23 protein-coding genes are annotated in these 26,340 nt (G+C 54.1%); 15 read left to right on the top strand and 8 right to left on the bottom strand.

Annotation, left to right across the window (positions count from 1 at the left end):
- The first annotated feature begins 28 nt into the window (after window positions 1-28).
- Together K355_RS0112485 and K355_RS0112480 are read left to right on the top strand one after the other, a co-directional pair.
- Window positions 29-1,198 carry an iron-containing alcohol dehydrogenase gene (locus K355_RS0112485; RefSeq protein ID WP_022732482.1) on the top strand — a complete coding sequence of 390 codons (1,170 nt, stop codon included), beginning with the start codon at window positions 29-31 and terminating at the stop codon, window positions 1,196-1,198.
- 54 nt (window positions 1,199-1,252) lie between these two features.
- Complete coding sequence (locus K355_RS0112480) at window positions 1,253-2,080, top strand: type 1 glutamine amidotransferase (RefSeq protein ID WP_022732481.1); 828 nt, start codon at window positions 1,253-1,255, stop codon at window positions 2,078-2,080.
- A gap of 11 nt (window positions 2,081-2,091) precedes the next feature.
- Here the strand turns inward: K355_RS0112480 and K355_RS0112475 are convergent, their stop codons facing one another.
- Both K355_RS0112475 and K355_RS0112470 read right to left on the bottom strand, forming a co-directional pair.
- Window positions 2,092-2,583, bottom strand: a complete 492-nt coding sequence (locus K355_RS0112475; protein ID WP_022732480.1) for a GNAT family N-acetyltransferase — start codon at window positions 2,581-2,583, stop codon at window positions 2,092-2,094.
- Window positions 2,580-3,326 (bottom strand): TenA family protein, encoded by a 747-nt coding sequence (locus K355_RS0112470; RefSeq protein ID WP_028791568.1) that lies wholly within the window; start codon window positions 3,324-3,326, stop codon window positions 2,580-2,582. Before K355_RS0112470 ends, K355_RS0112475 begins: the two co-directional genes overlap by 4 nt.
- Before the next feature lie 188 nt (window positions 3,327-3,514).
- Between K355_RS0112470 and K355_RS0112465 the strand changes: the two genes are divergently transcribed.
- From K355_RS0112465 to K355_RS0112455, 3 genes are all read left to right on the top strand, one after another.
- Window positions 3,515-3,739, top strand: coding sequence for a YgaP family membrane protein (locus tag K355_RS0112465; RefSeq protein WP_022732478.1), 225 nt, complete (start codon window positions 3,515-3,517; stop codon window positions 3,737-3,739).
- Between the two features lie 152 nt (window positions 3,740-3,891).
- Window positions 3,892-4,305: a protein tyrosine phosphatase family protein gene (locus K355_RS0112460; protein ID WP_022732477.1), complete on the top strand. Its 414-nt coding sequence runs from the start codon at window positions 3,892-3,894 to the stop codon at window positions 4,303-4,305.
- Window positions 4,306-4,419: 114 nt separating this feature from the next.
- A complete protein-coding gene (locus K355_RS0112455; RefSeq protein ID WP_022732476.1) occupies window positions 4,420-5,577 on the top strand; it encodes a peptidase C39 family protein in 1,158 nt (385 codons plus the stop codon).
- A gap of 43 nt (window positions 5,578-5,620) precedes the next feature.
- On the opposite strand, the gene K355_RS0112450 is transcribed toward K355_RS0112455, so the two are convergent.
- Window positions 5,621-7,582 carry a GNAT family N-acetyltransferase gene (locus K355_RS0112450; RefSeq protein WP_022732475.1) on the bottom strand — a complete coding sequence of 654 codons (1,962 nt, stop codon included), beginning with the start codon at window positions 7,580-7,582 and terminating at the stop codon, window positions 5,621-5,623.
- Between the two features lie 307 nt (window positions 7,583-7,889).
- Between K355_RS0112450 and K355_RS0112445 the strand changes: the two genes are divergently transcribed.
- Both K355_RS0112445 and K355_RS0112440 read left to right on the top strand, forming a co-directional pair.
- Window positions 7,890-9,914 (top strand): autotransporter assembly complex protein TamA, encoded by a 2,025-nt coding sequence (locus tag K355_RS0112445; protein WP_245562946.1) that lies wholly within the window; start codon window positions 7,890-7,892, stop codon window positions 9,912-9,914.
- On the top strand, window positions 9,911-14,356 hold the full coding sequence (locus K355_RS0112440; RefSeq protein WP_022732473.1) for a translocation/assembly module TamB domain-containing protein: 4,446 nt from the start codon (window positions 9,911-9,913) through the stop codon (window positions 14,354-14,356). Before K355_RS0112445 ends, K355_RS0112440 begins: the two co-directional genes overlap by 4 nt.
- 8 nt (window positions 14,357-14,364) lie before the next feature.
- Here the strand turns inward: K355_RS0112440 and K355_RS0112435 are convergent, their stop codons facing one another.
- The 3 genes from K355_RS0112435 to K355_RS0112425 all read right to left on the bottom strand — a co-directional run bounded on the left by K355_RS0112435 (window position 14,365) and on the right by K355_RS0112425 (window position 16,721).
- On the bottom strand, window positions 14,365-15,339 hold the full coding sequence (locus K355_RS0112435; protein WP_022732472.1) for a sugar kinase: 975 nt from the start codon (window positions 15,337-15,339) through the stop codon (window positions 14,365-14,367).
- A 41-nt stretch (window positions 15,340-15,380) separates the two neighbouring features.
- Window positions 15,381-16,265, bottom strand: coding sequence for a MurR/RpiR family transcriptional regulator (locus K355_RS0112430; protein WP_022732471.1), 885 nt, complete (start codon window positions 16,263-16,265; stop codon window positions 15,381-15,383).
- A 69-nt stretch (window positions 16,266-16,334) separates the two neighbouring features.
- The gene (locus K355_RS0112425) at window positions 16,335-16,721 is read right to left on the bottom strand and encodes a RidA family protein (protein WP_022732470.1); all 387 of its coding nucleotides are present in this window, start codon (window positions 16,719-16,721) and stop codon (window positions 16,335-16,337) included.
- Between the two features lie 208 nt (window positions 16,722-16,929).
- Between K355_RS0112425 and K355_RS0112420 the strand changes: the two genes are divergently transcribed.
- The 5 genes from K355_RS0112420 to K355_RS0112400 all read left to right on the top strand — a co-directional run bounded on the left by K355_RS0112420 (window position 16,930) and on the right by K355_RS0112400 (window position 22,561).
- Window positions 16,930-17,451, top strand: a complete 522-nt coding sequence (locus K355_RS0112420) for a TRAP transporter small permease (protein WP_022732469.1) — start codon at window positions 16,930-16,932, stop codon at window positions 17,449-17,451.
- Window positions 17,448-18,728: a TRAP transporter large permease gene (locus K355_RS0112415; protein ID WP_022732468.1), complete on the top strand. Its 1,281-nt coding sequence runs from the start codon at window positions 17,448-17,450 to the stop codon at window positions 18,726-18,728. Before K355_RS0112420 ends, K355_RS0112415 begins: the two co-directional genes overlap by 4 nt.
- 101 nt (window positions 18,729-18,829) lie before the next feature.
- The gene (locus tag K355_RS0112410) at window positions 18,830-19,888 is read left to right on the top strand and encodes a TRAP transporter substrate-binding protein (RefSeq protein WP_022732467.1); all 1,059 of its coding nucleotides are present in this window, start codon (window positions 18,830-18,832) and stop codon (window positions 19,886-19,888) included.
- Between the two features lie 85 nt (window positions 19,889-19,973).
- Entirely contained in the window at window positions 19,974-21,443 is a 1,470-nt protein-coding gene (locus K355_RS0112405; protein ID WP_022732466.1) for a M81 family metallopeptidase, read from the top strand.
- A gap of 47 nt (window positions 21,444-21,490) precedes the next feature.
- Complete coding sequence (locus K355_RS0112400; protein WP_022732465.1) at window positions 21,491-22,561, top strand: D-TA family PLP-dependent enzyme; 1,071 nt, start codon at window positions 21,491-21,493, stop codon at window positions 22,559-22,561.
- 5 nt (window positions 22,562-22,566) lie between these two features.
- Here K355_RS0112400 and K355_RS0112395 read toward each other — a convergent pair whose 3' ends face one another.
- Window positions 22,567-23,061, bottom strand: a complete 495-nt coding sequence (locus K355_RS0112395) for a hypothetical protein (RefSeq protein WP_022732464.1) — start codon at window positions 23,059-23,061, stop codon at window positions 22,567-22,569.
- 196 nt (window positions 23,062-23,257) lie between these two features.
- Between K355_RS0112395 and K355_RS0112390 the strand changes: the two genes are divergently transcribed.
- From K355_RS0112390 to K355_RS0112380, 3 genes are all read left to right on the top strand, one after another.
- Window positions 23,258-24,109 (top strand): alpha/beta hydrolase, encoded by an 852-nt coding sequence (locus K355_RS0112390; RefSeq protein WP_022732463.1) that lies wholly within the window; start codon window positions 23,258-23,260, stop codon window positions 24,107-24,109.
- Window positions 24,110-24,235: 126 nt separating this feature from the next.
- Window positions 24,236-25,177, top strand: a complete 942-nt coding sequence (gene lhpI, locus K355_RS0112385) for a bifunctional Delta(1)-pyrroline-2-carboxylate/Delta(1)-piperideine-2-carboxylate reductase (protein ID WP_022732462.1) — start codon at window positions 24,236-24,238, stop codon at window positions 25,175-25,177.
- Complete coding sequence (locus K355_RS0112380) at window positions 25,174-25,671, top strand: thioesterase family protein (RefSeq protein WP_022732461.1); 498 nt, start codon at window positions 25,174-25,176, stop codon at window positions 25,669-25,671. The genes lhpI and K355_RS0112380 overlap by 4 nt, the downstream gene beginning before the upstream one ends.
- A 58-nt stretch (window positions 25,672-25,729) precedes the next feature.
- Here K355_RS0112380 and K355_RS0112375 read toward each other — a convergent pair whose 3' ends face one another.
- Window positions 25,730-26,242: a GNAT family N-acetyltransferase gene (locus K355_RS0112375; RefSeq protein ID WP_022732460.1), complete on the bottom strand. Its 513-nt coding sequence runs from the start codon at window positions 26,240-26,242 to the stop codon at window positions 25,730-25,732.
- Window positions 26,243-26,340 lie beyond the last annotated feature (98 nt).

Raw genomic sequence — 26,340 nt, 5'->3', positions numbered from 1 at the left:
GACGCCGATTGGCGCAAAGGATACAGACATGACGAAAAAGATTGTTGGAAACTGGAGCTTCCCGACCTCTGTTCGCTTTGGTCCGGGCCGTATTTCCGAACTGCCCGATGCCTGCAAGGCGACAGGCATGAAAAAGCCGCTTCTGATCACGGATGAGGGTCTTAAAGACCTGCCGATGGTGCGTGACGCGATTGCCGCGAATGAGGCTGCTGGAATTCCGACCGGCCTGTTTGCCGGGGTCAAGGGTAATCCTACGGGCAAGAACGTTGATGATGGCTTGGCTGTTTACCGGGCCGGGGATCATGACGGCGTCATCGCATTTGGTGGTGGGTCGGGTCTGGATGCGGCCAAGGCCGTTGCCCTGATGGCCGGACAAACCCGTCCGATGTGGGATTTCGAGGATATCGGTGACTGGTGGACGCGTGCGGACCCCGACGGTATTGCGCCGATTATCGCCGTGCCGACAACATCGGGGACGGGGTCCGAAGTTGGCCGTGCCAGTGTGATCACCAAGGAAGATACCCACGAAAAGAAAATCATCTTCCATCCCAAGATGCTGCCTGCCATCGTTATTTCTGATCCCGAACTGACGGTTGGTCTGCCTGCGCATGTGACGGCGGCGACGGGGATTGATGCCTTTGTGCATTGCTTTGAAGCCTATTGCGCGCCGGGCTATCACCCGATGGCCGAAGGTGTTGCACTTGAGGGCATGCGCCTGATTGCCGAGGCCTTGCCGCGTGCCTATGATAACGGCAGCGACATCGAGGCCCGTGCCGATATGCTGGCTGCGGCCTCCATGGGGGCAACCGCGTTCCAAAAGGGGCTTGGTGGCGTTCATGCACTGGCCCATCCGGTCGGGGCGATTTTCGATACCCATCACGGCCTGACCAATGCGATTTTGCTGCCCTATGTCATGCAGGCCAACCGCCGCGCGATTGAAGAAAAATGTGAAGTCGTGTGTCGTCTTCTCGACCTCGCGTCACCCGGTTTTGACACCTTGTTTGAATGGGTGATGGCGTTTCGTTCACGGTTGGGGGTGGTTAATACCCTGGCTGAAATCGGTGTTGATGTTGATCGCGCCGACGAAGTTGCCGTCAAGGCCAAGGGAGATCCGTCTGATGGTGGCAACCCGATTGAACTTTCGGTTGCCGACTATACGGCGATATTCCGCCGGGCCTGTGTCGGTGACCTTGGCTAGGGGCATCGCGTAAACGCGTCTTTTGCGGGATCAAGGTGTTGGAATGAGGGAAGCATGAAAATTTTAATTGTCGATGGCAATGTGCGTGCGGTGAACGAACTTAACCGTTCTCTGGGCGGAACACCATCTGGCGAGGGATATGAAGCGGCCCTGAAGCACCTTGATCCCGATCTTGATATCACGATCATTCGTCCCGCTGATGACGGTCCGGACTGTTTGCCAAGCGGGGCGACGTTTTCGGATTTTGATGGCATTGCCTGGACCGGATCGGCGCTGAACGCCTATATCGACGAAGAAGCGGTGCTTAACCAGTTGCCGCTTGCAAAATCGACAGTCACTAGTGGCGTTCCAGTATTTGGCAGTTGCTGGGGCATGCAAATCGTGGCGCGTGCGTTTGGCGGGCAGGTGCGTGCCATCCCCAAGGGACGTGAAATTGGCATCGGGCGCATGATCCAATTGACCCCGGAAGGTGTCCGCCACCCGATGTATTCGGAAAAACCGGCCTGCTTTTCGGCTTTGACGGTTCATATGGACGAAGTGTCCGTTGCGCCCGAGGGGGCGGTTATTCTGGCGGGCAACGATTACAGCGATATTCAGGCTTTTGTCATGGAGAATGACGGGTTGAGATTCTGGGGCGTGCAATATCACCCGGAATATACGCTTGCGGAACTGGCGGCAATTTTCCGCCGTTATGGGCAGCGCCTGATTGATGCGGGTCTGTTTGCCGATCAGGGCGCGCTTGATCGTATGGCAAACGACTGGGAGAACCTGCATAAGCATCCCGGACGGAAAGATTTGGCGTGGCAATATGGCATCGATGACAATGCGCGTCTTGCGGAACGCCGTATGACCGAACTGGGCAATTGGCTGGCGTCAATCTGAGTTGGCTTAAACTACTGCCGTGGCGACGGTACGCGCAGGCGCTTTTCAACGGCGTAATTATGAATGGCAACGCCTGCGACTTCAAAGTCGTGCCGTTCGACGACCTTAAACCCCTTTTTCAGCAGGAAGCTTTTGGCGAGTTCGCTGGCTTCGCAATACATCTTGCCAAGGTTGTCGGCGGTGGCCTTGGCCTCGATCGCGTCATACAGGGTGGAGACGACACCGGTCCCGGCGACGTCAGGATCGGCATAAAGAAAATGGATGTGACCATCCGCTTCGAGGTCACCAAACGCGACGACTGTGTCGTCTGATGTGACGGCCACAAATCCGTTACGTCCATCGTTCATCAATTCGGTCAATCGGTCCGCATCAGGGGTAAGCTTTGCCCAGACGGCGACTTGTTCCGGGCGATAGCGAAGCTTGCCAAGTTCGGTCACAGCACGAAGATAAATCGCCGTCATCTGTGGCGCGTCACTGTCTTTGAACTGGCGAATGGTCGTCATTCCTGTGGTCCCCACGCGGTATCGAAAAAGGCAACTTCAAGCGATGTCGCGCGGCGGAAATGATCAAGGCATTGCGCGCGATCATTGGCCGATAGACCCGGGCCACACTGATCAAGCTGATCGTTTAGATAGGCAATCACACTTTCGAAATACGCGCCGATGTGAAGATCGAGCCATTCGGAATACCAAAAGTCATCCGGGCGTTTGGCAATGGCCGTGTTGACCCGGTCTGCCCAACCAAGATAGGTGCCTTCGGCAACTGCCAAAACCGCAAGCATGTTGGTGTAGCTGTTGCTGTTTGTTGCATCGGTCATCAGCTGTTTGAAGGCTTTGGTCGCGGGCCAGTCGGGTTGATTTTCGCGGTCCGCGTCTGAAACGCCAAGCGCGTCAAATGATCGTTCGAAATAGGTGTTTTCAGCACCGGTCACGAGGGCAAGGAACTGACACCCCGGAATGCGGTCCTTGAGCGTTGGCGCACGGGAAACTGCCGCAGCCAGCAGGGCGACAAACCGGTCAATAAAACGATGATCCTGAATAAGGTAATTTTTCAGGTTGGCGCCGGGCAGGGCACCGTCACCCCATGCATCGGTAAACGGATGGTGTGTTACCCGTTTCCAGTCATCACAGACCGATGCTTTCAGCCAGTCGGAAAATGTGCCAGATGGGTGATTTTCTTGCCAAACCGGAAAGTCATCAGCGGGTTCAATTTTGGGTGCAGGTTGCGTCGCGGCGAGGGTGCTCATGTATCGGATTTCCCATTCAAGTTTCTTGTCTTTTGGCACGTGCGGGGCATCGCGACAAGATACTGGCAGTGTAATTCCGATGTCGTCACAGGTTTTCGCGCCACATTGCGCCATGTCAATGTATTCCATTATTTTATGATGTAATGGTTATGTGGTGTTTTACCAGTATCTGTTGACGAGGAAGAACCATGAAAAATATTGGTGGATTGGATCGTGTCTTTCGGATTGTTCTTGGGCTCGTACTTTTGGCCGTACCGTTCGTGATGGTTAAACCCGATGATGCGATTGTCGCGTTCGGGGCTTATGGCTGGCTGATGGTTGCCGCCGGGGTTGTGATGCTGGTGACGGCAGTATTCCGGTTTTGTCCGATGTATCGCGTTTTGGGGATAAGGACCTGTTCGACGCGGATGTAATAGGTGGAAAATGAGGTCAGACATCGGGTAGACCTCCAACGGGCAGACATCGAGGAAGATGGGTTTTTGTCTGTATTTTTCCCGCAGGCAGTTGCCATAGCCGCCAGATAATGGCATCGGTTATAGCAACTGCTGTAAGGGGACAGACAAAAATGAAACGCTTGAGTGATGAGCTGACCGTATCGCCGCAATTGCCAATAGAGGCCATTGACGAGATTGCCAAAGCCGGTTTCAAAACCGTCATTTGCAATCGCCCGGATGACGAGGACCCGGGACAGCCATCGTTTGCGGAAATTGCCGCCAAGGCCGAGAGCCTTGGCATGAAAGCGATTTTTCAGCCTGTCGCCAGCGGCAATGTTGCTGATGCTGATGCCGATGCGTTTGCCGCCAATCTTGCAGCGGCAGAAAAGCCGGTATTTGCCTATTGCCGCAGCGGCACGCGTTGCACGATCCTGTGGTCTTTGGCCAGTGCGGGTAAGCTGCCGGTGCAAGACATCATCAAATCAGCGTCAGATGCCGGATATGATATGTCGCCGTTGGTACCACGCATCTCCGCACGCGGCTAGAGTGTTGGGTGCTTGCATGAAGTGCTGCATGGCATAAACGCGCGGCACGCTTACCGAAATTGCACTATTGCATTTAAACGTTTCGTGTCGATATGACGCCGTGACATGCTTTGAATGTCGTGGGTGCGCAATGCAGGTGTGATTTTGGGCCAACTTGATGACAGCCAGATCGGGTTTCGATTGGCACATGACGGGGATCTTGATGCCCTGTGTGACATTGAAAACCGTTCCTTTGACATTGACCGACTAAGCCGCCGGGCGTTCAAACGCTTTATCGGTAGTGAAACCGCACGTCTGCGCGTTGCCGAAAGTAACGGTGCTGTTGTTGGCTATGCCTTGGTGGTTTTTCGTAGCAATGTAGCGTTGGCCCGGCTTTATTCGATGGCGGTCGATCCGAACTTTCGCCAAAAAGGCATTGGGCGCGCGCTTGTGAGGCAGGCAGAAGAGCTTAGCCTTGATTACGGTGCGCCGATTTTGCGGCTTGAGGTCAGTCAGGGCAACGCGGTTGCCATCGCGCTGTTTCACGGTGCGGGTTACCGTGAATTTGCGCTGTATCCTGATTATTATCCCGATCATTCCGATGCTCTGCGCATGGAAAGGGTGCTCGTCCCCCAATCGATGCGCCTGCCATCGCCGATCCATTTTTATCACCAGACCCTGCCATTCACCTGTGGTCCGGCGTCCTTGATGATGGCGATGAATGCGCTTGATCCATTGGTTGAAATGGACAGGAGCCTTGAAATCGCATTGTGGCGCGAAGCCACCACCATTTTCATGACATCAGGTCATGGTGGCTGTGGTCCGTTGGGCTTGGCATTGGCGGCAGATCGACGCGGGTTTAACGTCGAGGTCTTGCGCAGTCGCGATGGGCCGCTTTTTGTTGATTCCGTGCGCAAAGCCAAAAGCCGCGAAGTGGTCGAACTGGTGCATTATGATTTTGCCCGTCAGATCGAACAGGCAGGCATTCCCGTATCTGTTGGTGCGTTTGGCGTGACCGAGATCGAAAACCGCATGCGCAACGGCCAGATGGCGCTGGTTCTAATCAGCCAGTACCGCATTTACGGCGATAAAATTCCCCATTGGGTAGTGGTGTCGGGCTTTGATGACCGGTTTGTCTATGTCACCGATCCTGATATTGGCGATGATCATGACCCGTTTAACGGCAGCGATTGCCTGTCATTCCCGATCCTGCGTCATGAGTTTGATCTGATGGCGCGCTATGGCCGCGATAAAGTTCAGGCGGCGGTGTTTGTTAGCAAAAAGGCCGGGTGATCCGCGCTTTCGATCCCCGGCCTTTTTGCTGTTTGCATCAGTACTACGGACGGGCGATCTTGCCCAGAAGATGGGCGATGATGCGCCGGTAAAGCTCCATCCCAAGCACGGCATCCTCAACCCCGCCGTCGATGTTGGGGTTGTCATTGACCTCAATCACCATCGGACCGTTTGGGGTTTCTTTCATATCGACACCATACAGCCCGTCGCCCATCAACCGTGCGGCGGCAAGGGCGGTTGTGACGATGTCTTCGGGGGCGTCTTCGATGGCGACGGTTTCGAACCCGCCTTCTTCATAACTTTTGCCGTCGTCTTCGTGTTTGACGATCTGCCAGTGACCCGGCGCCATGAAATAGCGGCTGGCAAAAATTGCTTCGCCGCCCAAAACACCAATACGCCAGTCAAAGGTGGTTTCGACATATTCCTGAATGACCAGAAGTTCTGAATTCTTGAACATATCACTGGCAACTTCGGCCAGATGTTCGGGTGATTTCACCTTGCGCACGCCGCGCGAAAAACATCCGTCGGGCACTTTCAGAACCGACGGGAAGCTAAACTGCTGACCGATTTCACCAATGCGGCGCTTATCGAAAATCGCACTCTTGGGGGCCGGAATGCGATGTGTGCGCAGTAATTCGGCCAGATAGACCTTGTTGGTACAGCGCAGCATCGAGTCCGGGTCGTCAATGACCGGGATGCCTTCCTTGACTGCACGTTTGGCAAAGCGATAGGTGTGGTGGTCAAGGGCAGTGGTTTCGCGGATCAGAAGCGCATCAAATTCCGACAGATGATGGAAATCCTTTGCTGTGATCAATTCGGCGCGCGCGCCAAGGTCGGCTGCGGCCTGCACGAAAAGGGCAAGGGCGTCTTTGTCTGATGGCGGCATGACTTCGTCGGGATCGTGCAAAATAGCGACCAGGGCGGTTGGCTGGGTGACGTTACCCTGTTTGCGGACGCGTCCACGCAAATAGGCGCGCAAGGCGGCTTCAAATGCGGTCATATGGCCGCTGTTAAGCTGGCTTAGCGATGGGGCTTCGATTTCGCGTAAAGAGGCTTTGCCATCCTTATTGTTCAGATGCAGCCGCAGGATCGGGCAGCGGAACTGATCAAAGGCCCGCTGGGCGATGTGGCGAAATCGTTTGTCGGTGCTGCGTCCGAAATAGACATCAACATAGGTCGGATGATCGCCCGGTTTTGTCAGGGCCTCGGTGATTTGCGGGCCAAGATCATTGCGCGCGGCCTTTTGCAGGCGTTTCCAGTTCAGGTCCAGCAAAACGTCGGCTTCGGGGATCACGCGCTCGGCGCGGGCCGCGGCCAGCAGGCTGCAATAATAACCACGCGACAGATATTCATAGGACCGGCACAGGTTGATCACACGGCGGTTGCGCACCCCGTGATCAAGGGCGAGATAATCGCGCACCCGCATGACGCGCGCACCCGAAACGGCAAAGGGGATGTCAGACAGCCGATCAACAAGGATGAGCGGTGCACCGGTTGAAACCGCAGGCGATTTTTCGGCAATGACATCATAAAGGTCATGCTGCAAACGGATGCCATCGGCACCATCTTCATAATATCCGGACAGGTCGGAAACTTTTTGATATCCGTGACGTTCATAAAGGCCACGTGCGGTATCGTTTTCGATGCGCACTTCAAGGCGAATGCGAAGACAGCCAGCCTCAATGGCAAGGTTTTCCATCCCGGCCAGAAGTTGCGTGCCCAGACCGATGCCCCGCCAGTCTTTGGAAATGGCCAGTGAATATATCCGTGCTGTTATCGAATTTTCGCGCAACAACAACAAGCCGTAGCCGACAACGTTGGGATGTTCGCCGTCCCCTGCGTCCGCGACAAGAAGACGCGCCGAGCTACGGCGCAGAAAACGCAAAAAGGATGCGCGTGTGATACCATCACTTGTGAAATTCGCTGTCTCAAGTGCGCAAAGCCCGTCAATATCGGCAGGCATGGCATTACGAAGAATGACTGCATTGGACTGTGTCGATGTCACGAGATGGATCTCCTGCAATTGGGGGCACGTTGCATCGTGCATTCAACCCCCGGTACGCTCAATGTATTTTTCTGACAAGTGCGATTATGGGTCATTGCCATGCCATTTTTACATGCGAGTTGGCACAGCTGGTCCTCGACCTGTAGAGTAATTGAAAATATGGTGTTTTCAGATAACTGCTTTAAAAGTTGTTCTGATCCCAATACGCGCCATCGCCGTAAATGATAGCAAACCAAAAGACTGTTATCGGTCAAAATAATGGCCCCCAAAGGCCCGGTTGGAACGAAGCAAAAGGATACGACGTTTTTTGACAGACTGCATGTTCCACAACTTCCGGTCTTATGGCCGACGTGTTGCATTCGTACCGCTTTTAATGGCGGGAACGTTGCTTGCAGGCTGTTCGTCGGATGAGGGCGCTGTGGGATTTGGCTTTGGCGCGGATGAAGCTGTTCAGCAGAACGATCTCCGTTCGACCATTCCCTATGAAGTGGAACTTACCGGTATTGATCCGCAAGAAGAACAATTGATCGCAAGCCTGAATGGGGCCAGTACCGCACGGCGTTTGCAGTCGCGCCCGACTGCGTCACGTGCGGGTCTTCAACGCCGTGCCGAAGATGACATTGAACGGTTTCAGGCTGTGTTGCGTTCAAAGGGTTTCTATGAGGCGCAGGTCACCTTTGATATTGCCGAAAAAGTATCAACTGATCCGGTCGATCCCCAATCGCCAGACGCCGAAGATGGGTCTGAAAACGCATCGGAAAAACCGACAGAAAATAAAAACGGCGATATTGACGGCAGTGCTGCGGGCAGTGAACAGGCCGAAGGTGCCGATGCGCCAACACCGCTTGTTCTGAGTTATCAGATTGACGTCGGAACACCTTATCTGATCGAGGCGGTTGATCTTAAAACAACTTATCCCGACAAGGTGATCGAGCGCGCCGCAACTGATGCCGAACTTGAAGCAACCCATTTGCAAATCGGGCAGCGCGCCACGGCGGAACCGATCATTTTGGCCGAACAGTATGGCGTTGATTTACTGCGTAGCCGCGGGTACCCGTTGGCGAAGGCAGGGAAACGCACCGTCATGGCCAACACCGCCAATAAGACAATTTCCGTAACATATGCATTTGATGCCGGGGCCGAGGCCAATTTCGGTACTGTCAATGTCAATGGTGCAGAGGAAGTCGATGCCGACTTCATCGCCGGTTACCGGAGTTGGGGGGCGGGCGAGAAATACGACCCCGAACAGGTCAGAACCACGCGACGCGACCTTGCGCAGTCCAACCTGTTTGACAGCGTCATCGTCAAGCCGGTTGGCCCCATCAGTGACAGCGGCGAAATTCCCGTCGACATCACAGTAGTTGAACGCAAACACCGTTCGATTGGTGGTGGTGTTAACTTTTCAACCGCCGACGGCCCGGGGGCCAATGCGTTTTGGGAACATCGCAACCTGTTTGGTGCGGGCGAAAAATTGCGGTTGGGGGTTGAGGCATCTGGTCAGGAGCAGGGGCTCACAGCAGAATTTCGCAAACCGCAGTTCTTGCGTCGTCGTCAGGCCCTTGTTGCCGAGGGCAATGCCAAGAACCATGATACCGATGCGTATCAGGGGGAATTGGTCGACAGCTTTGTTGGTGTCGAACGCAGGCTTGGTGAAAACTGGTCGGGGACATTTGGCTTCACAGCGGAATATTCGGACCTGACCGGTGCGGATTCCCCCAATGAGCAATTCTATCTGGGCGGTTTGCGCGGCATTTTAAAACATGACAATACCGACAACCCGCTTGACCCGACCGAGGGTAACCGTCTTGAACTTAATGTATCGCCCTATGTCGGGTTGACCGATACCGACACCAGCTTTACGTCCGTTTCACTGGGCGGGTCGCAATATTTGTCGATTGATGATGACGGTGATTACGTCATGGCGGCCCGGGCGCGCACGGGTACCATCATTGGTGAAGAACGCGGCAACTTACCGTCGAACAAACGGTTCTATTCCGGGGGTGGTGGTTCGATCCGGGGCTATGAGTATCAAAAGGTCGGGCCGCTTGCCGATGATGGCGATCCGGTTGGTGGGCGTTCTGTGCTGGAAGTCGGGTTTGAATTCCGTGCGCGCATTACCGAAAGTTTTGGCATCGTGCCGTTTATCGAAGGCGGCAATGTGTATGAAAGCAACAATCCTGACGACATTTCGTTGCTGTGGGCGACGGGGCTTGGTTTCCGCTATTACACGGCAGTCGGGCCGTTGCGCTTTGACGTCGCCGTGCCACTTGATAAACGTGAAAATGTTGATGACGATTATCAGTTCTATATCAGTCTGGGGCAGGCATTTTGACCAAGTCTGATCCCTTGTCCCCACGTCCAACCCAGCCCGCCGCATCGAAACACCCGTTGATAAAGTGGGTGCGCCGAAGTGCGATGGCTTTGGGTGCGCTCATCGTGCTTTTGCTGGTGATCATTGGTGTTGCCGGTACAGGTCCCGTTTTGCGTGCGATCACACCGATGCTCAATGAAACCGTTGCTGCGGCCACTGACAGCCAGTTTGAACTTGGCCGGGTCGAAGGCAGCATCTGGACCGGATTGCAGATCGACAGCCTTTTAATGGCGCGCGACGTCGATGGTTTCCATCTTGAACTTAATAACGGCGTGTTTGACTGGTCGCCCCTGGCCCTTCTGACGGGGCGGTTACAGATCGACCGGGTGTCAATGGCGCGCACCAGCGTGATCCTGCCAGATGGAACAGCACCATCCGAACCCGAAGAAGAAACCGACGAAGAAAGTTCCGGATTTTCGCTACCACTTGAGATCGGGCTGGATGAACTGGCCCTTGATCAGATCGCGATTGTTGATCCGGTATCTGGCAAAAGCTTTTTGTATGAATTGCATGCCAGTGCGGCGGCGGGACGTAATCTTTCGGCCAAGGCGAAACTTGATTTAACCCCGCTTGATGGTGGTGCGGACCGGTTGGCAGTCGATCTGGATTTTGATGGTCCAGACCAGAAACTTCGTGCCGACATTGACGGTAAGATTGACCGTGAAGGACTTGTCATGACACTTGCCGGGCTGGACCCGGAAAGTGCAGCTGACATAACGATATTGCTTAAGGGGGCGGGGCCTGCGGACGACTGGAAGGGTAATATTGACCTTTCGGCCAGTGGTTATGCGACCCTTCGTGGTGATGTTGGTGTGCAGCTGTCGTCTGATGCGGTTGGTTTTGGCTTTGATGGCGGGTTGGAACCGCTTGAGCTGATTTCTGATCAATTGCCCGAACAAGTGCGCAAGGTGATCGAGCTTGGCATTTCCGGGGCGTTTGACCTTGAAAATGACCATCTTTCGTTTGACCGTCTGGCTGTTGAGATGCCCGGTGCGTTGGATGTGTCGGGTACGGCGGATATCGATCTTGCCGAAAGTCAGGTTGTGGCAAAAATATCGGCCAATGTTGATCCTGTATTATCGTCCCTGATTGATGATCAGGTCCGCTGGGGGATGCTTAATGTTGATCTTGCCGCCAAGGGTGGTTTTGATCTGCCCGACGTGCAGCTTTCGATCAATGGACGCGATATAGAAACGCCAGTTTCATCCATTGCTGGACTTTCGGCCCGTGCCGATCTTGCACCTGTATCTGGCGGGATTATTGGCAATGATGATCTTGCGGCATCGGTTACGGTGACCACCAAAGGCCATGTTTGGCAGGATGATAGTCTTGGTGCGATTGTCGGGGACAATCAGTCTCTGTCGGTTGAAAGTGTGATTTCATCGGACTTTGCCAATATCAATCTGCGTCAGTTGTTGCTTGAAACGCCCGCGATGACGGTGCGGGGGCAGGCAATGCTTGATGATGCCATGGTTGTGTCTGATGCGGGTCTGACGGCTGATGTGGCCGACCTTTCGATCTTTGGGCCCGTTTCCGGGCTTGATTTATCCGGGCAGGGGCAAGTTTCCCTGTCGGACATAAAATGGTCGCTGGAAAATGGTGGCGGTTTTGACGTTGCGGTCAATGGCACGCAAACCGGATTTGGCGTTTCTGATCTGGATCGGATTGTTGGCCCGTCACCAACCCTTGCCGGATCGGTTGCGATCAGCCCGGCATTTGATATGGCCATTGACCTTAATCAGGTTCAAACCGCCACAGTGACGGGGGCGGCAAAGGTCGATCTGACTGAAACATTTGGTCAAATGGCCATCGACGCCAATCTTGATATTGCACCGGGAACCGTGCCGCCGGGGATCGGGGTTGCGATTGCACCGGCGAAATTGACCATCGCACTTGATGGCCCGACCAGTGCACCCGCCGGGGTGATTAACCTTAGCACCGCCAAGGTCGATGCGGCGGGGCAGGTTCTTGAAAACGTCAAGCTTGTCAGCAAGATGGGATGGTCGGCGCAATCGGTGTTGTCACTGACGAATACGGTCAAATTCAACCGCGCGAATGCCAAATATGATCTTGCGGCCAATGTTGTTCTGCCAAGTAACGCCTTGCGGGTTGAGGGCATTTCCCTGAGCGGGGAGCATATTGACCTTCGCGGGGATATCACCCTGCCTGAATACGCCGTGCCGATGCAGGGCAAATTTGCGCTGTCGAAGCTTGATGCGGTGATGCTGTCTGATTTTGGTGTGCCCTTTACCAATGGTGCAATGACAGCTGACATCGCGCTGGTGCCTGACGGTACACAGCAAACCGTCAATGTGACGGCGACGACCAAGGGGCTGCGTCTGGAGGCAGCACCGGGTGAAGACCCGGTCAGGGTCGATCATATCAATCTTGCCGCAGACGTTACCAATGCGTTTGAGGCCCCCGCGATCAATGCGACCCTTGAAGGAAAAGACATCTTTGCCAGTGACGTTGCGATTAATGACGTGACAGTTGGGGCTAATGGTGGGCTGGACGCGCTTGATGTCTCGCTTAAGACCCGTGGCACATGGCAAGCCAACGTGCCGTTTTCAGTTTATGCACTTACCAAGCTTGGCCTTGGTGATGATCTGCGTGTGGATGCCAGTAAATTTGATGTCTTTATCGCAGATCAGAAAGTTGCCTTACGAGAACCATTAAGCTTTGTTCAGAAAAGTGATGGTACCCAGCAGCTTGATGCCGATATCACGGTTGGCAGTGGTCAGTTGCGTGCGGTTCTTGACCATAAGGCAAAGCAGATGATTTCTGCGGATGTCACGCTTGAGGGCGTTGATCTTGGTCCGTGGGGGGCGATTGCCGGGTTTGATGGCCTTGACGGGACTGCGAACCTTGCGGCCATGCTGCGTGAAAAGCCGGGTGAGACGCCAACCGCATCGGTCAAAGGTCAAATTGACGGCATTACTGCCAAGGCGGCCAAGGGGCTCAAGCCGCTTGAAATGGATTTGGACGTCAGCCTTAAAGATGCCGAGCTTTCCGGTGCCGCATCTCTGGGCAATGCCGATGAACAGATTCTGAAAGCCAATGGCAAGGTGCTTCTGGCGATTTCAATCCTTGCACAGGAATTTAGTCCCGATATGTCGGCACCGGTTGTCGGATCGGTGCGCCTTGACGGTGAGATTGCGGAATTCTGGCCGTATGTCCCGGCCCCCGATCATGATCTTTCGGGCAACATCAAGCTGGCCCTTGATGTCAGTGGGCGTCTTGATGACATCGCGTGGAAAGGTGACATCAAGCTTGCCAATGGCGCGTATGAAAACCTTGAATATGGCACCATTATTGATGGGCTGACATTCACCGGTGACTTTGACCAGACCGGGCTTTCAATCCCGTCTATAACTGCGACCGATGGTGGTTCGGGGACACTTGATGGATCGGTTGATCTGGGCCTTAACCAAGGATCAATGGTCAAATACGATGTTGCGCTTAAGCTCAACAATATGGCGCTTTCGCGCAAAGATGAGCTTCAATTCTGGGCCGATGTTGACACATCTGTCACGGGCACCGAAGACGGGGCGGATATCAAAAGCACCGTGACGCTTCAGCGCGGTGAGGTGGACTTGAGCCTTGCCTTGCCTGAATCGGTTCCAAGCCTTGATGTTGCCAACCTTCCGGGTGCGCAGGAAGAAGCAAAAGCCAAAAAAGAACAGGAAGCAAAAGGCGGCTTTGTCGGCAATCTGGATGTAACGGTGAATATCCCTGCACGACTTTTTGTCCGCGGTAAGGGGCTTGATTCCGAATGGGGTGGCACGCTTGATATCTCAGGCACAACCAACGATCCGCGCATTGTCGGCAAATTGTCGGCGTTGCGCGGGCAGCTTGATATCATTGGCAAAACATTCGTGATCAAGGATTCGAGCATCACGTTTGCCGGTGCATCCCCGCCTGATCCGATGCTCGACATCAAGGGGGTTTATACAACGTCCGAGCTTGAAGTCACGGCAGGTTTTCAGGGGCCAGCAAGTGACCCTGAACTCGTGCTGACGTCCAATCCGTCCTTGCCGGAAGATGAAATTCTGTCTCAAGTCCTGTTTGGGAAGTCGCAAGGCAGCCTGAGTGCTGTTGAGGCCGTCCAGCTTGCCAGTGCGTTAAATGAATTGTCGGGCGGTGGCAGCGGCCTTGATGTGGTCGGCAGTGTGCGTCGGTTTATTGGTGCCGATGTTTTACAGGTCGGTGGCGGTGAAGACGGGCCGGAGGTCAAGGTTGGCAAGTATCTGACCGACGGGGTCTATGTCGGCACCAAGGCCGGTTCAACGCCGGGATCAAGCGGGGTCGAAGTCGAAATTGAAATCACCCCGAACATCAGTGTGACCAGCGAAACCACCGAGATTGATAGTACGGCTGGTATTCAATACAGGCTTGATTATTAAGGTGGGGCTCAGGCGAGGGTAAGGTCGCTGATGTCGACCAATGCCCCGTGGCGGCCAATGACCCGACCGGCCACTTGTTGTGCAATTACAATGGCCTGTGGGGTTGTCTTTCCGTGTGACTTTGCACCGAGGAAGGCCCCGTTAAACGAATCCCCGGCTGAGGTGGTATCGACAATGTCGGTGATAACGGGGGGCGTGATCGACCCGGTGTCGCCGGTTTGGGTTGCATAGAATGTCGGATCACCGCCCGACTTTACGATGACTTCCGAAGCCCCGGCAGCCAGCCAGCGTTTGGCGGTATCGGTCGGGGATGCGTCACCAAACAGGGCCGCATCATCATCAAATGTTGGTAGAACCGTGTGGCATAGCGGGGCAATCGCCTTATAGGCGGCAATGGCGGTTTTGCTATCAGACCAAAGACGCGGGCGGTGATTGGTATCGAAATAAACCTTGCCACCCTGATCGGCGAAATCAGCCACCAGCTTGATCATTTTTGTCCGATCTGACTCCGACAGGATCGCCAGCGTAATTCCCGAAAGATAGATGCCGTCCAGTTGCGCAAAGGCGGTTCTGATTTTATCGTCATGACCATCAGACAGCATTTGTTTGGCCGCAGCATGTGCGCGCCAGTACGAAAAGCTGCGTTCGCCATGGGCATCGGTCTGAATGGCATAAAGGCCGGGCAAGGCGCCGTCAATCTGGCGCACGAGGTCGGTTCCAATACCGTCTTGCTGCCATGCGAGCAGCATCGCGTTGCTGTAGGGGTCTGTGCCCAATGCGGTGATGTAGGATGCGGTGTTAGCGCTAACATCGTTGGTGTTCTGCGCTTTGCCATCAGCAAGAAGACGCGATGTCCGCGCCATATAGGTCGCAGCGTTTAAGGTGTCCCCGGCAAAGCCAAGCTGTGCGGCGCCAAAAATCGCATCGGGTTTTGAGCCCGAAAGTTCGATCATGCATTCACCGATAAAGGCAATATGGGACATTGGGGGAACCTTTGATGCTGGATACGGATGTGCGTGGTGGCTTAGTCGCCAATCGGCTGACGGCCCGTTGGTGGATTGATGGTTAGTAGGGACGAGCGGATGCGGCGCAGCTTTTCCTTGGCTTGATTGGGCATGCGCCGCGCAACGGCGGTGGCAATTACATCAATCGTTGCCAGAAACGCATGGCGAGTGGCGGTCGGTTTATAGATATCGGGATTTTCGGGCATATCAATGGCCACCACCAGATCGCTTTCGGCCGCAAGGGGGCTGTCGGGATGGGTCAGTGATATGACCTTGGCACCATATTGCCGTGCAATGGCCGCAGAATGGATCAGCTCGGTCGGTCGGCCGCTGGTGGAAATGGCAAAAATCACATCCTCCGGGCCAAGGGTGGACGCCAGCATGCGCTGTAAATAGCCATCACTTTGCGATTGTGCCGGAATGCCGAGCCGGAAAAAACGGTTGGCGGCATCAAAGGCCACGGTTGTTGAACCGCCCCCGACGCCCAAAAAGGCAATCTGTCGGGCCTTGACCAGAATGTCGGCGGCCTGATCAACCTGATCGGATGAAAGCTGATCACGTAGCAGGCGGAGGTTATCAATGATCACGCCAAGAACGTGGTTTGATAAAACATCGGCAGCGGTAGTGTCGTCCGAGATATCCTCGGACGTTAGATATTGCATGCTGACGGCCAGGTTTTGCGCCAGCTGCATTTTGAAATCGCGAAACCCGTCACAGCCCAATGTACGACAAAACCGGATCACGGTCGGTTCGCTCACACCAACATTTTCGGCAAGCTCCGACAGGGCAATGGTGGTCACCGCTTCGAGATGCTCGCTGACATAATCGGCAACCTGTTGTTCGCGGTTGGGGAATTTCCCCGATTGACTGCGCAACAGACTGATGATGTCGGCTGTTGGTTGCATGGGTCTTGTCCGGTGCTGTTCAAAGGACGGGCAGGGGTGCCATCAACGGCACCCCCTTGGGAAGTATCACTATTCAGGCTTATAAGCGATAGCTTCAATTTCAATCTTGGCGTCCACCATCATCTGCGATTGTACCGTGGAGCGTGCAGGTCGCTCGCCCGGGAAGAATTCGGCATAGACGCGGTTGAACGTCCAAAAATCGCGTGTATCGGCCAGCCAGACATTCATTTTGAACACATCATCAAGCGTGCAGCCGGCAAGTGCCAAGGTCGCCTTGACGTTTTCCATGGTGCGACGGGTCTGATCTTCGATGCCGCCATATTCGATTTCACCATTTTCTTTCATGGCAACCTGACCCGAAATATAGACGTAGTCGCCTGCACGAACAGCGGGTGAAAATGGCAGCTTCTGTCCACCGGCACCGCTGCGTTCATTGCCGTAATGTTTGATCGCCATGGATAATCTCCCTGTTGTGGCTGGTGGGGTCGATTGAAAACGACGCCCGTCTGAAAATGTAGTTTAACTACCTAAATCAGCTTTTGGAGAAGGTCAATAGTGGAGAAATCGCTCGATCCATGTCAAAAATATGTAGACAAGCTACAAAATGATACTCAGTATGTAGAAAAATTACATAAAAGATTCATCAGCGGAGAGTTTGGCGAAGATGGCATTACGCCGTGTTGAAACAGCAGCAGCAACCATGAGCCGGTCTTTGAACTGGGTCGTCGAACGCGTCATCGCGGTTTTGATGTTGACCCTTGTTCTCGATGTCTGGCTTGGCGTTATTGATCGATACATCTTTCATTGGCAGTTGCCGTGGCCCGAAGAGCTGGCGCGTTATTTGATGATCTGGTCGGCCTTACTGGCGATATCGGCCGGGATCGCACGGCGCGAACACATTGGCATTGGCATGGTTGTTTTAAGTCTGCCCATGCCGCTACAGCGATCCATCCTGTTTCTGGTCGATCTGATCGCATTGTCGGCGTTTTTGTATCTGGCGATTTACGGATTTGATTTTGCCATGGGCGGCATGAGCCGACAGGCCATGATTTTTGGCATGTCCCTGGCGCTGCCTTATGCGGCTGTGCCGGTGGCGTCATTGTTGGCGGCCATTCAGCTTTTGCTTGTTGCCTTGCGCGATCAGGGCCGCTTCGTTCCGATTGATATTGCGGAGGGCGCAGAATGATCGTCGCCATTATCTTTGTCGTTCTGATGGTTTTGGGCATGCCGATTGGCTTTGCCCTTGGTGTCGCCGGTGTTGCGGGCCTGTTTGATATGGGCGGGGGGATTTTCTTATCCCAGGGTCCAAGCAAGGTTTTCAACGGTTTGAACGTGTTTCCGTTTCTTGCCATGCCGTTCTTTATTCTGGCGGGTGAGATCATGAACCATATCGGCATCACCAGCCGGTTGGTGTTGTTTGCGCAAGCGCTTGTCGGGCATCTGCGCGGTGGCCTTGCGCATACCAATATGCTGGCGTCTGTGTTCTTTGCCGGACTGACCGGGGCGGCGACCGCCGATGCGGCGGCCTTTGGCAAAACCCTTGTGCCGGCCATGGTCGAACGCGGTTATCGCCGTGATTATGCTTGTGCGGTGACGGCGGCGGGATCGATCATTGGTCCGACCATTCCACCATCGGGTTTGATGGTTGTGTATGGATCGTTGATGGGGGTTTCGATTGGCGGGCTGTTTGCGGCCGGTATTTTGCCCGGTCTTATGATTTGCCTGATTTGCATGACCGTGATTGCCGTAACCGCACGGTCCAAGAACCTGCCAAAAAATGAACGTCGGGCATCGCTTTTGGAAGTCTGGAAGATTTTCAAATCATCGATCACGGCGCTCATCATGCCACTGATTATCCTTGGCGGTATTTTGGGTGGGATCGTCACCCCGACCGAGGCGGCGTCCGTCGCGGTTGCATACGCCTTATTTATCGGTGTGTTCATCTACCGGGCCCTGACATTCAATGCCTTCTTCAGGATGCTGATCCGTACCGCGCGTGTGACCGGGGTGATCTTTGTCATCATTGCCTTTGCATCGATCCTTGGCTGGTGGCTGAGCTTTAACCGCATCCCGCAAGAAGTCGCAAACATGGTTCTGGGCGTTTCGGACAACCGGTACATCGTCATTTTCATGATCGTCGGCATGCTGCTGATGATCGGCATGGTGATGGATATCAACGCGATCCTGATCATTCTCGCCCCGGTTCTGGTGCCACTGACCATGCAGATCGGGATGGATCCGATCCATGCCGGGATCATCTTTGTTCTGGCGCTCAATATTTCACTGATGACGCCGCCCGTCGGAGCCTGTCTGTTTGTGCTGTCATCGGTGACGGGTGAAAAACTTGAAAAAATTGCTGCGCAGCTTTGGCCGTTTTTACTGGCCGAACTGGGTGTGCTGTTCCTGTTTGCCTTTTGGTCGGACTTGGCCCTCGCGATACCGCGATTGCTGGGTTTCCGCTAAGCACGGGGCATCGAAATAGCCCCCGGTCAGGTCCGGGCCGGGGGGCGACATGAACCAACAATCGGACACCATAAAGTCGTTAATCAAGGAGAGGCAATATAATGAAAACCGCAAAACGTTTGGGCGCAGCCGCCCTGGCAACCGCAATGCTGATGGGCAGCACGTCAATGGCATTTGCCGAGACGAAAGTCCTGAAATTCGCCCATGATAACAAGGCCGATCCGTTTGAAAATCCGGCCCATGCCTGTACGGCTGTCTTTGCCAATATCGTCGAAGCCGACACCAATGGCGAAATCGAAGTTGAAGTCTATCCGTCCAACCAGCTTGGTTCGGCTGCTGAACATGTGCAGATGGTGCGTGATGGCATCATTCAGGCAACCCTGACCTCGACCGGGGCGTTGGCATCCTACTACCCGCGTATCGACGTTTTGAACCTTGCATTCGCCTTTGACAGCAACGCATCGACCTATGATGTGTTTGATGGTCCGTTTGGTGAAAAACTGGCCGCAGACATCGAAGCAACCCTTGCCGATGTTAAGGTTCTTGGCTTCCCCGATACTGGCGGGTTCTTTGCCGTAACCAACTCCAAACACCCGATTGCCAAACTTGAAGATTTCGAAGGCATTCGTGTGCGCACCATGTCGCTGCCATCGCATCAGAAAATCATGCAGGCACTGGGTGCCGAAGCCTATCCGATGGCATGGGGTGAAGTTTATGCCGGTCTTCAGACTGGTGTGATCGATGGTCAGATGAACCCGGTTCCGACCGTGACCTTTGCCAAGTTCAACGAAGTACAGGGCTATCTGACCCTGACCAACCATCTGTTTTCGCCCTACACCATGATGCTTTCAAAAGCATTCTGGGATGACCTGACCGAAGACCAGCAGAAAATCGTCCGCTATGCCGCCCAGTCCTGCGTTGTTGCAAGCCGTGGTGTTTCGCGTGTGATCGAGGCATCTGATCGTGGTTTGGCCGGTCTTAAGGACAAAATGGAAATCACCGCATTGTCGGCTGAAGACCGTGAAAAGTTCAAAGAGGCAACCCAGCCGGTCGTGATCAAACACGTTCAGGAAAGCCTTGGTGACGAAGGTGTTGAGTTGCTCGACCTGTTCAAAGCAGAAGTCGAGAAAGCCAACGATAATCGCTACATGGCTGAATAAGCCTTTGCATTGTTGAAGGGGCGAGAACCTCGCCCCTTCAAACCCTAAACCGTTATTAAAAGACCAAAAACAAAAGGCACGGGCCATGCGGATTTTTTGCGCCTCGATTGCAACCGAGACCAATACATTTTCACCTTTACGGACTGATTTTTCCGATTTTCAGGAAAGCTTTTATGCACCGCCGGGTCAGCATCCGGTTACCCCGACCCTGTGCAGTGCCGTCTTTACCGAAGGGCGCCTTCGTGCCGCCAAAGAAGGCTGGGACTTGATCGAAGGAACTGCCACCTGGGCTGAGCCCGGCGGGCTGGTCAACCGCGAAACATATGAGAAGCTTCGCGATGAGGTCCTTGGCCAATTGCGGGCCGCCATGCCGGTTGACGGTGTTATCCTTGGCCTGCATGGCGCAATGGTCGCACAGGATTACCTTGATTGTGAAGGCGATCTGATTGCGCGCATTCGCGCTATGGTCGGGCCGGATGTGGTGATTGGTACCAGTTTTGATCCGCATAGCCATTTGACCGATTTGCGCGTGAAAAACGCTGATGTCATTGTCGCGTTCAAGGAATTCCCCCATACCGATTTTGTCGAAACAGGGCGCGCGGTTGTTGACCTTGTCTTGAAAACGCTGCGGGGCGAAATCATTCCGACCAAGGCAGTATTTGATTGCCATATGATCGAGGTGTTGCCGACATCGCGTGAGCCGATGCGATCCTTTATCGACCGTGCCAAGGATATGGAAGGTACTGGCGATATCCTGTCGGTATCGTTCATCCATGGATTTATGGCCGGTGACGTGCCTGACCTTGGGGCCAAGGTGATTGTCACCACCAACAATAACCCTGCGGAAGCCAGACAGGTTGCAAACGATCTGGGGGTCGAGCTGTTTGGTTTCCGTGGGGCCACCCGACCCAGTTTTGTTACACCGGACGTCGCCCTTGATCAGGCATTGGCATCAGATGCCAAGCCGATTGTCCTGACCGATGTCTGGGACAATCCGGGCGGCGGGGTGCCGGGCGACAGCACCATGTTGCTGCGTGCGGTGATGAAACGGGGGCTACGTGATTTTGCAGTGGGTACCCTTTGGGACCCGATGGCGGTGCGGACCTGTTTTTCCGCCGGCGAGGGGGCGACTTTGCCGCTTCGTTTTGGTGGGAAGACCGGGCCCCATGCCGGCGCGCCAATTGATGCCGCGGTCAAAGTCAAAAAACTTGAACGCAATGCGTGGCAGTATTTTGGTGAAAGTATTGTTCCGCTTGGCGATTGTGCGGTGATTGAGCTGCCGGGCGGTGGGGAAGTGATCCTGAATTCCAACCGGTCGCAAAGTTTCGACCCCAGCCTGTTTTCGAACATGGGCATTGATCCAAAATCAAAAAAATATCTGTTTATCAAATCGACCAATCACTTCTATGATTCCTTTGCCAAGATTGCCGGCGAAATCATTTATGTGGATGTGCATGGTCCCTATCCGTCGGATCCCAAAACCAACGGATACCGTCATTTGAACCGTCCGCTTTGGCCAATTGTTGATGATCCGTTTGCTGCCAAGGCAAGTTAATGATCAAATGCCCTTCGCGTCACCACCGAAAATGAAGGACGGTTTTTATGACCCGCTCGCCGCAATATCCTGAACTTGATACCCCGTGTGCGGTGATCAATCTTGATACCGTGGATCGCAACGTAAATGCCTATCAGGCTTATTGCGATCAACATGGCATTGCATTGTGCCCGCACATTAAAACCCACAAAATTCCGGCATTTGCCAAACAGCAACTGGCCGCCGGGGCCAAGGGCATTACCTGTCAGAAAATTGGTGAGGCCGAGGTTATGGCCGATGCCGGACTTGATGACATCCTTTTGACCTATAACGTGCTGGGGACCCGCAAGCTGGCACGTCTGCGCGCCTTGTTTGACCGGGTGAAATCATTGCGCGTGGTGGCCGATAATGTGGCCGTGGTTGAGGGGCTTTCGCGTGCCTTTGCCGATAGTGACAAGCCGCTTGAAATCCTGGTTGAATGTGACACTGGTGGTGGGCGTTGCGGGGTTCAAACGCCAAAGGCGGCGGTGGAACTGGCGCAGAAAATCGAAAGCCTGCCCGGTGTATCCTTTGCCGGTTTGATGACCTATCCGTCGGCTGGCGGTGGCCCAAAGGTCGGCGGGTTCTTTGGCGATGCGATGGCGTTGCTTGACGGGCTTGGCATTGCCTGCCCGATCAGAAGTTCCGGTGGGACGCCCGATATGTGGAAGGCACACGAAGTTGCCCATGTCACCGAGCATCGCATTGGGACGTATATCTATAACGACCGGTCGTTGATGGCGCGCGATGTGTGCGGTGAAGACGATTGCGCGTTGCGGGTTGTGGCCGAGGTGGTGTCGCTTCCGGCGCCGGGGCGGGCCGTGATTGATGCCGGGTCAAAAGTCCTGACATCCGATCTTCTGGGGCTTGAAGGATTTGGCTATGTGGTTGGCCATCCCGAGGTCGATGTGGTTGGCCTTTCCGAAGAACACGGTGTTTTGCATTTCGAGCCGGATTTGACGCCATTTGAAATTGGCGAACGGATCGAAATCATCCCCAACCATGTCTGTGTGGTCAGCAATATGCTTGATCAGGTGCATCTGGTGCGCGGGGAAAGCATTAAAACCGTTGATGTCGCGGCGCGCGGCAAGGTTCTTTAAGGCGGTTAAGCCGGATCGTGATTGGGCAGATAACCGGTAAATCCGGTAATCAGCCACTTACCACTGTCCTGTTTTTCGCAGTAATAATGGGTTTTCCAAAGCAGACGGTCTTCGGATCCGTCTGCTTTTTTTATGCGCCCGTTAAAATGTTTGCGGACCAGCGCACGGTTGCCGGTGATGTCGATTTTATCAAGCGTGGTGGCGCGAAAGACTGCCGTATAGAGGTCTTCGGCATAGGGCACATCCTTAGTCGCAACTGCTTGGCGCAGCCATTCATCCCGGTAAGCGGTAAGGTCGGGGAACATCATTTTCCATACGTCGGGATCATCGGACCTGCAGGCATCAATCGCGTAAAAACCATCGGCCTTGAAATCATCTTCGACCATCGACCAGTCGGCCGCGACAAAGGCGGCAATGTCGCGCGGGACCAGCATGTGCCAAATCTGATTACGATCAAGGTCGGATGCGGGGAAGGGGCTTTGATTTGGGGCAGTCGTCATGATCTATCCAGTTGATCTGAAATTGCTTTCGCGCATTTTCGCATTCCGGTCGGGTAGGTTCAATCATTGTTGACCATTGAGTGCATAAAATACGTAGAGTGCATGTGAAGTGTTTGCAAATGGTCAAAAATTAAACAAAGATCGTTGTAGAATAGTCAATCGTATACAAGACAGACGCGTAAATTCGAGGTGGCGGATGAGTTGGGGCGGTTTCACAGCAGCAGAACTGGAATGGCAATATAATCCGCGCGAAACCGTGCCGGAGTTCATGACCCATTTCGACCGCTTCGTGAAATTGTCCGATGAAACGCGGGCACAACTCAAACCTAAAATCGATGTTCGTTTTGGCGACGGGCCAAAAGAAACCATGGATGTGTTTCTATCGCCCGATACAGGCGCACCAGTACATATCTTTTTCCACGGCGGATATTGGCGCAGTCAGGACAAAAAGGATTATGCCTTTGTCGCCCGTGATCTTGTGGCGGCGGGCTTTACGGTGATTTGTGCAAATTACGATTTATGTCCCGATGTCACGGTTGCCGATATCACCCAGCAAGCGGTGCGCTGCGTGAAATATGTCTATCAGCATGTGGGTGAGTTTAACGGCGATCAGGACCGGATTTCAATTTCAGGTCATTCGGCGGGCGGGCAGATCGTTGCACGATTGGCGTCCTGTGACTGGGAAGATATCCTTGGCGATCCCAACCCGTTTTGTGCTGTGGTGCCGATTTCAGGTGTGTTTGACCTTGAACCGGTGCGCCATACAACGATGAATGATGACATCCGCCTTGATGAAGCATCAGCGGCGGACAATTCACCGATGCTTGATGCGGTGCCGCTGGATGTGAAAATGATGGCAATTGTTGGCGGCAATGAAAGCCCGGAATTTGTCCGGCAAAGTGATGCCTATGCCGCATATTGCAGGCGTTCTGGCCTGACCGTTCCGGTCTATAAGGCGTGGGGGGCCAACCACTTTACCGTGCTTGAAGAAGTCTTTCTGGGCACAGGATCACTGTTTGGGCATCTCAAACGGTTTTTGCAGCCGTAAAACGACGACAATTCCCCAAAAAACAGCATAAAAAACCAGTCCTCTTCCTGTGACTGAGACGGTGTGACGTGATATAAAAGAGGCTGCTACCACACTGAAATCAAAAATAGTTATACAGGAAGGCTCATGCGTTTCGTTTCGGCAGAAGATATCGACAAGTTTGTTTCGCCCCGTGATCTGGTCGAAGCCCTTCGTGACGGGTTTGCCCATGGTTGTGAGGCGCCGCTGCGCAGTCATTTCAACATGGAACGCAGCAACGAGGATGATGCGACCTTCCTGATTATGCCGGCTTGGCAAAAAGATGGTGCGGCGGGGGTCAAGGTTGCCGCCGTGGTGCCGGGGAATTCGGCGCGGAACCTTCCGGCGGTGTCGGGGACCTATATCCTGCTTGATGCGGTGACCGGGCAGCCATCGGCGGTGATTGATGGCACCAAATTGACCACACGTCGCACGGCGGCGGCATCGGCACTGGCCGCGGATTACCTTGCGCGTAAAGATACCACCGACATGATGATGGTCGGGTCGGGGGCGATGGCGCCGCAATTGATCCGCGCACACGCATCGGTTCGTCCGATCAAGAATGTCACAATCTGGAACCGCAATGGCGATAAGGCAAACAAGCTTGCGGGCGAGATAGCCAAACTTGGCTTTAATGCCACCGGCACGGATGATCTTGAAGGTGCGTGTAAAGCAGCCGATCTGATTTCATGTGCGACGCTTTCGACCGAGCCGCTGGTGCGTGGCGATTGGTTGCGCGATGGCACTCATGTTGATCTGGTGGGGGCGTTTAAACCGAGCATGCGCGAAACCGATGATGCGGTGATGAAAAAATGCCGCATCTATGTCGATAGTTTTGAGGGTGCGAGTGCCGAGGGCGGTGATGTGGTGCAGGCAATCGACAGTGGTGCGATTGCAAAATCCGATATTATTGGCGATCTGTTTGGCCTGACGCGCGGTGAGGTCAAGGGCCGCGAAAGTGACGGCGAATGTACGGTGTTTAAATCGGTTGGTCATTCGCTGGAAGATTTCGTGGCGGCTGTTGCTGTGGTCAAGGCCGCCCCAAAATGATCAGTACGGACCTTTTTGCGCCACAACCGCTTGAGGCATATCGCGGCACGATCAAACCGGAATGGATTGATTTTAATGGCCATATGAATGTCGGCTATTACGTGGTGGCATTTGATCTGGGGTCGATGGCGTTTTTAAATGCGGTCGGGATGGGGGTAACCTATCCCAAGGAGCGCGGTGGATCGACGTTTGGTCTTGAAATGCATGTGACCTATGACCGGGAAATTCACCTTGATGCGCCGTTTGTGATCCATACGCGCGTGCTGGATTGCGATCCGAAACGCATTCACATGTATCATGAAATGCGCCATGGGACCGAGGGTTGGCTGGCATCGACCAACGAAATCATCACCATGCATATCAATATGGAACAGCGGCGTTCCGCACCCTTTCCCGATGATATCATGGTGACACTGAACAAGATCAAGGATGCGCACGCGGGCCTTGAAATCCCGTCAGGTGTCGGGCGCAAGATCGGCATTCGGCGCAAATAATATAAACCCCGCATTTTTGCCAGATGCGGGGTTTTTCTTGGGGCTGGCGGTGCCAGATTTATGGGCGGGTTGCCCTGTAAAGTCGGCACATTTCATCGGAATGATTGACGTCTTCGTCGCGCAGATATGTCATGCCAAGTTTTTCCAGCAAGTTGACCGATGCAACATTGTCGGGCAGGCAATAGCCATACAGCTTGTCAAAACCAAGATTTTCCCATCCGTGCTGCACCAATGCCTGACAGACTTCAAAGGCATATCCCTTCCCCTGATGGGCTTGGCAAACGGCATAGCCGATGTCGGGTGCGTCAAGGGTATCGCGTTTGACAAAGCCGATAAGGCCGATCTGTTTGCCAGTTGATTTTTCACATGTGACATAGCTTCCAAAACCATGTTTTGCGTAACTTGAAAGCAGCCGTTCGTGGATATAGGCACGCGCCGCATCAAGATCATGGATGTCGCGGTCCCCGATAAAGCGTATCCAGCCCGGATCATTAAGCAATTCGATGACAAATGCAGCATCATCGAGGGTTGCCTGACGCACGATGGTGCGCGGTGTTTGCAGAATGGTCATTAAAATTTCCGTGTTACGGTGGTGGCGCTACTGCAATCTTATCGTGTGTGGCGTAAGATAAAAGTTCGTTTTGTTCATTGCTTTGGTCGGAGACTGTC

It is taken from the genome of Thalassospira lucentensis MCCC 1A00383 = DSM 14000, from assembly GCF_000421265.1.
Lineage (GTDB): Bacteria > Pseudomonadota > Alphaproteobacteria > Rhodospirillales > Thalassospiraceae > Thalassospira > Thalassospira lucentensis.
This window is presented reverse-complemented; position numbering and strand designations above follow the sequence as displayed.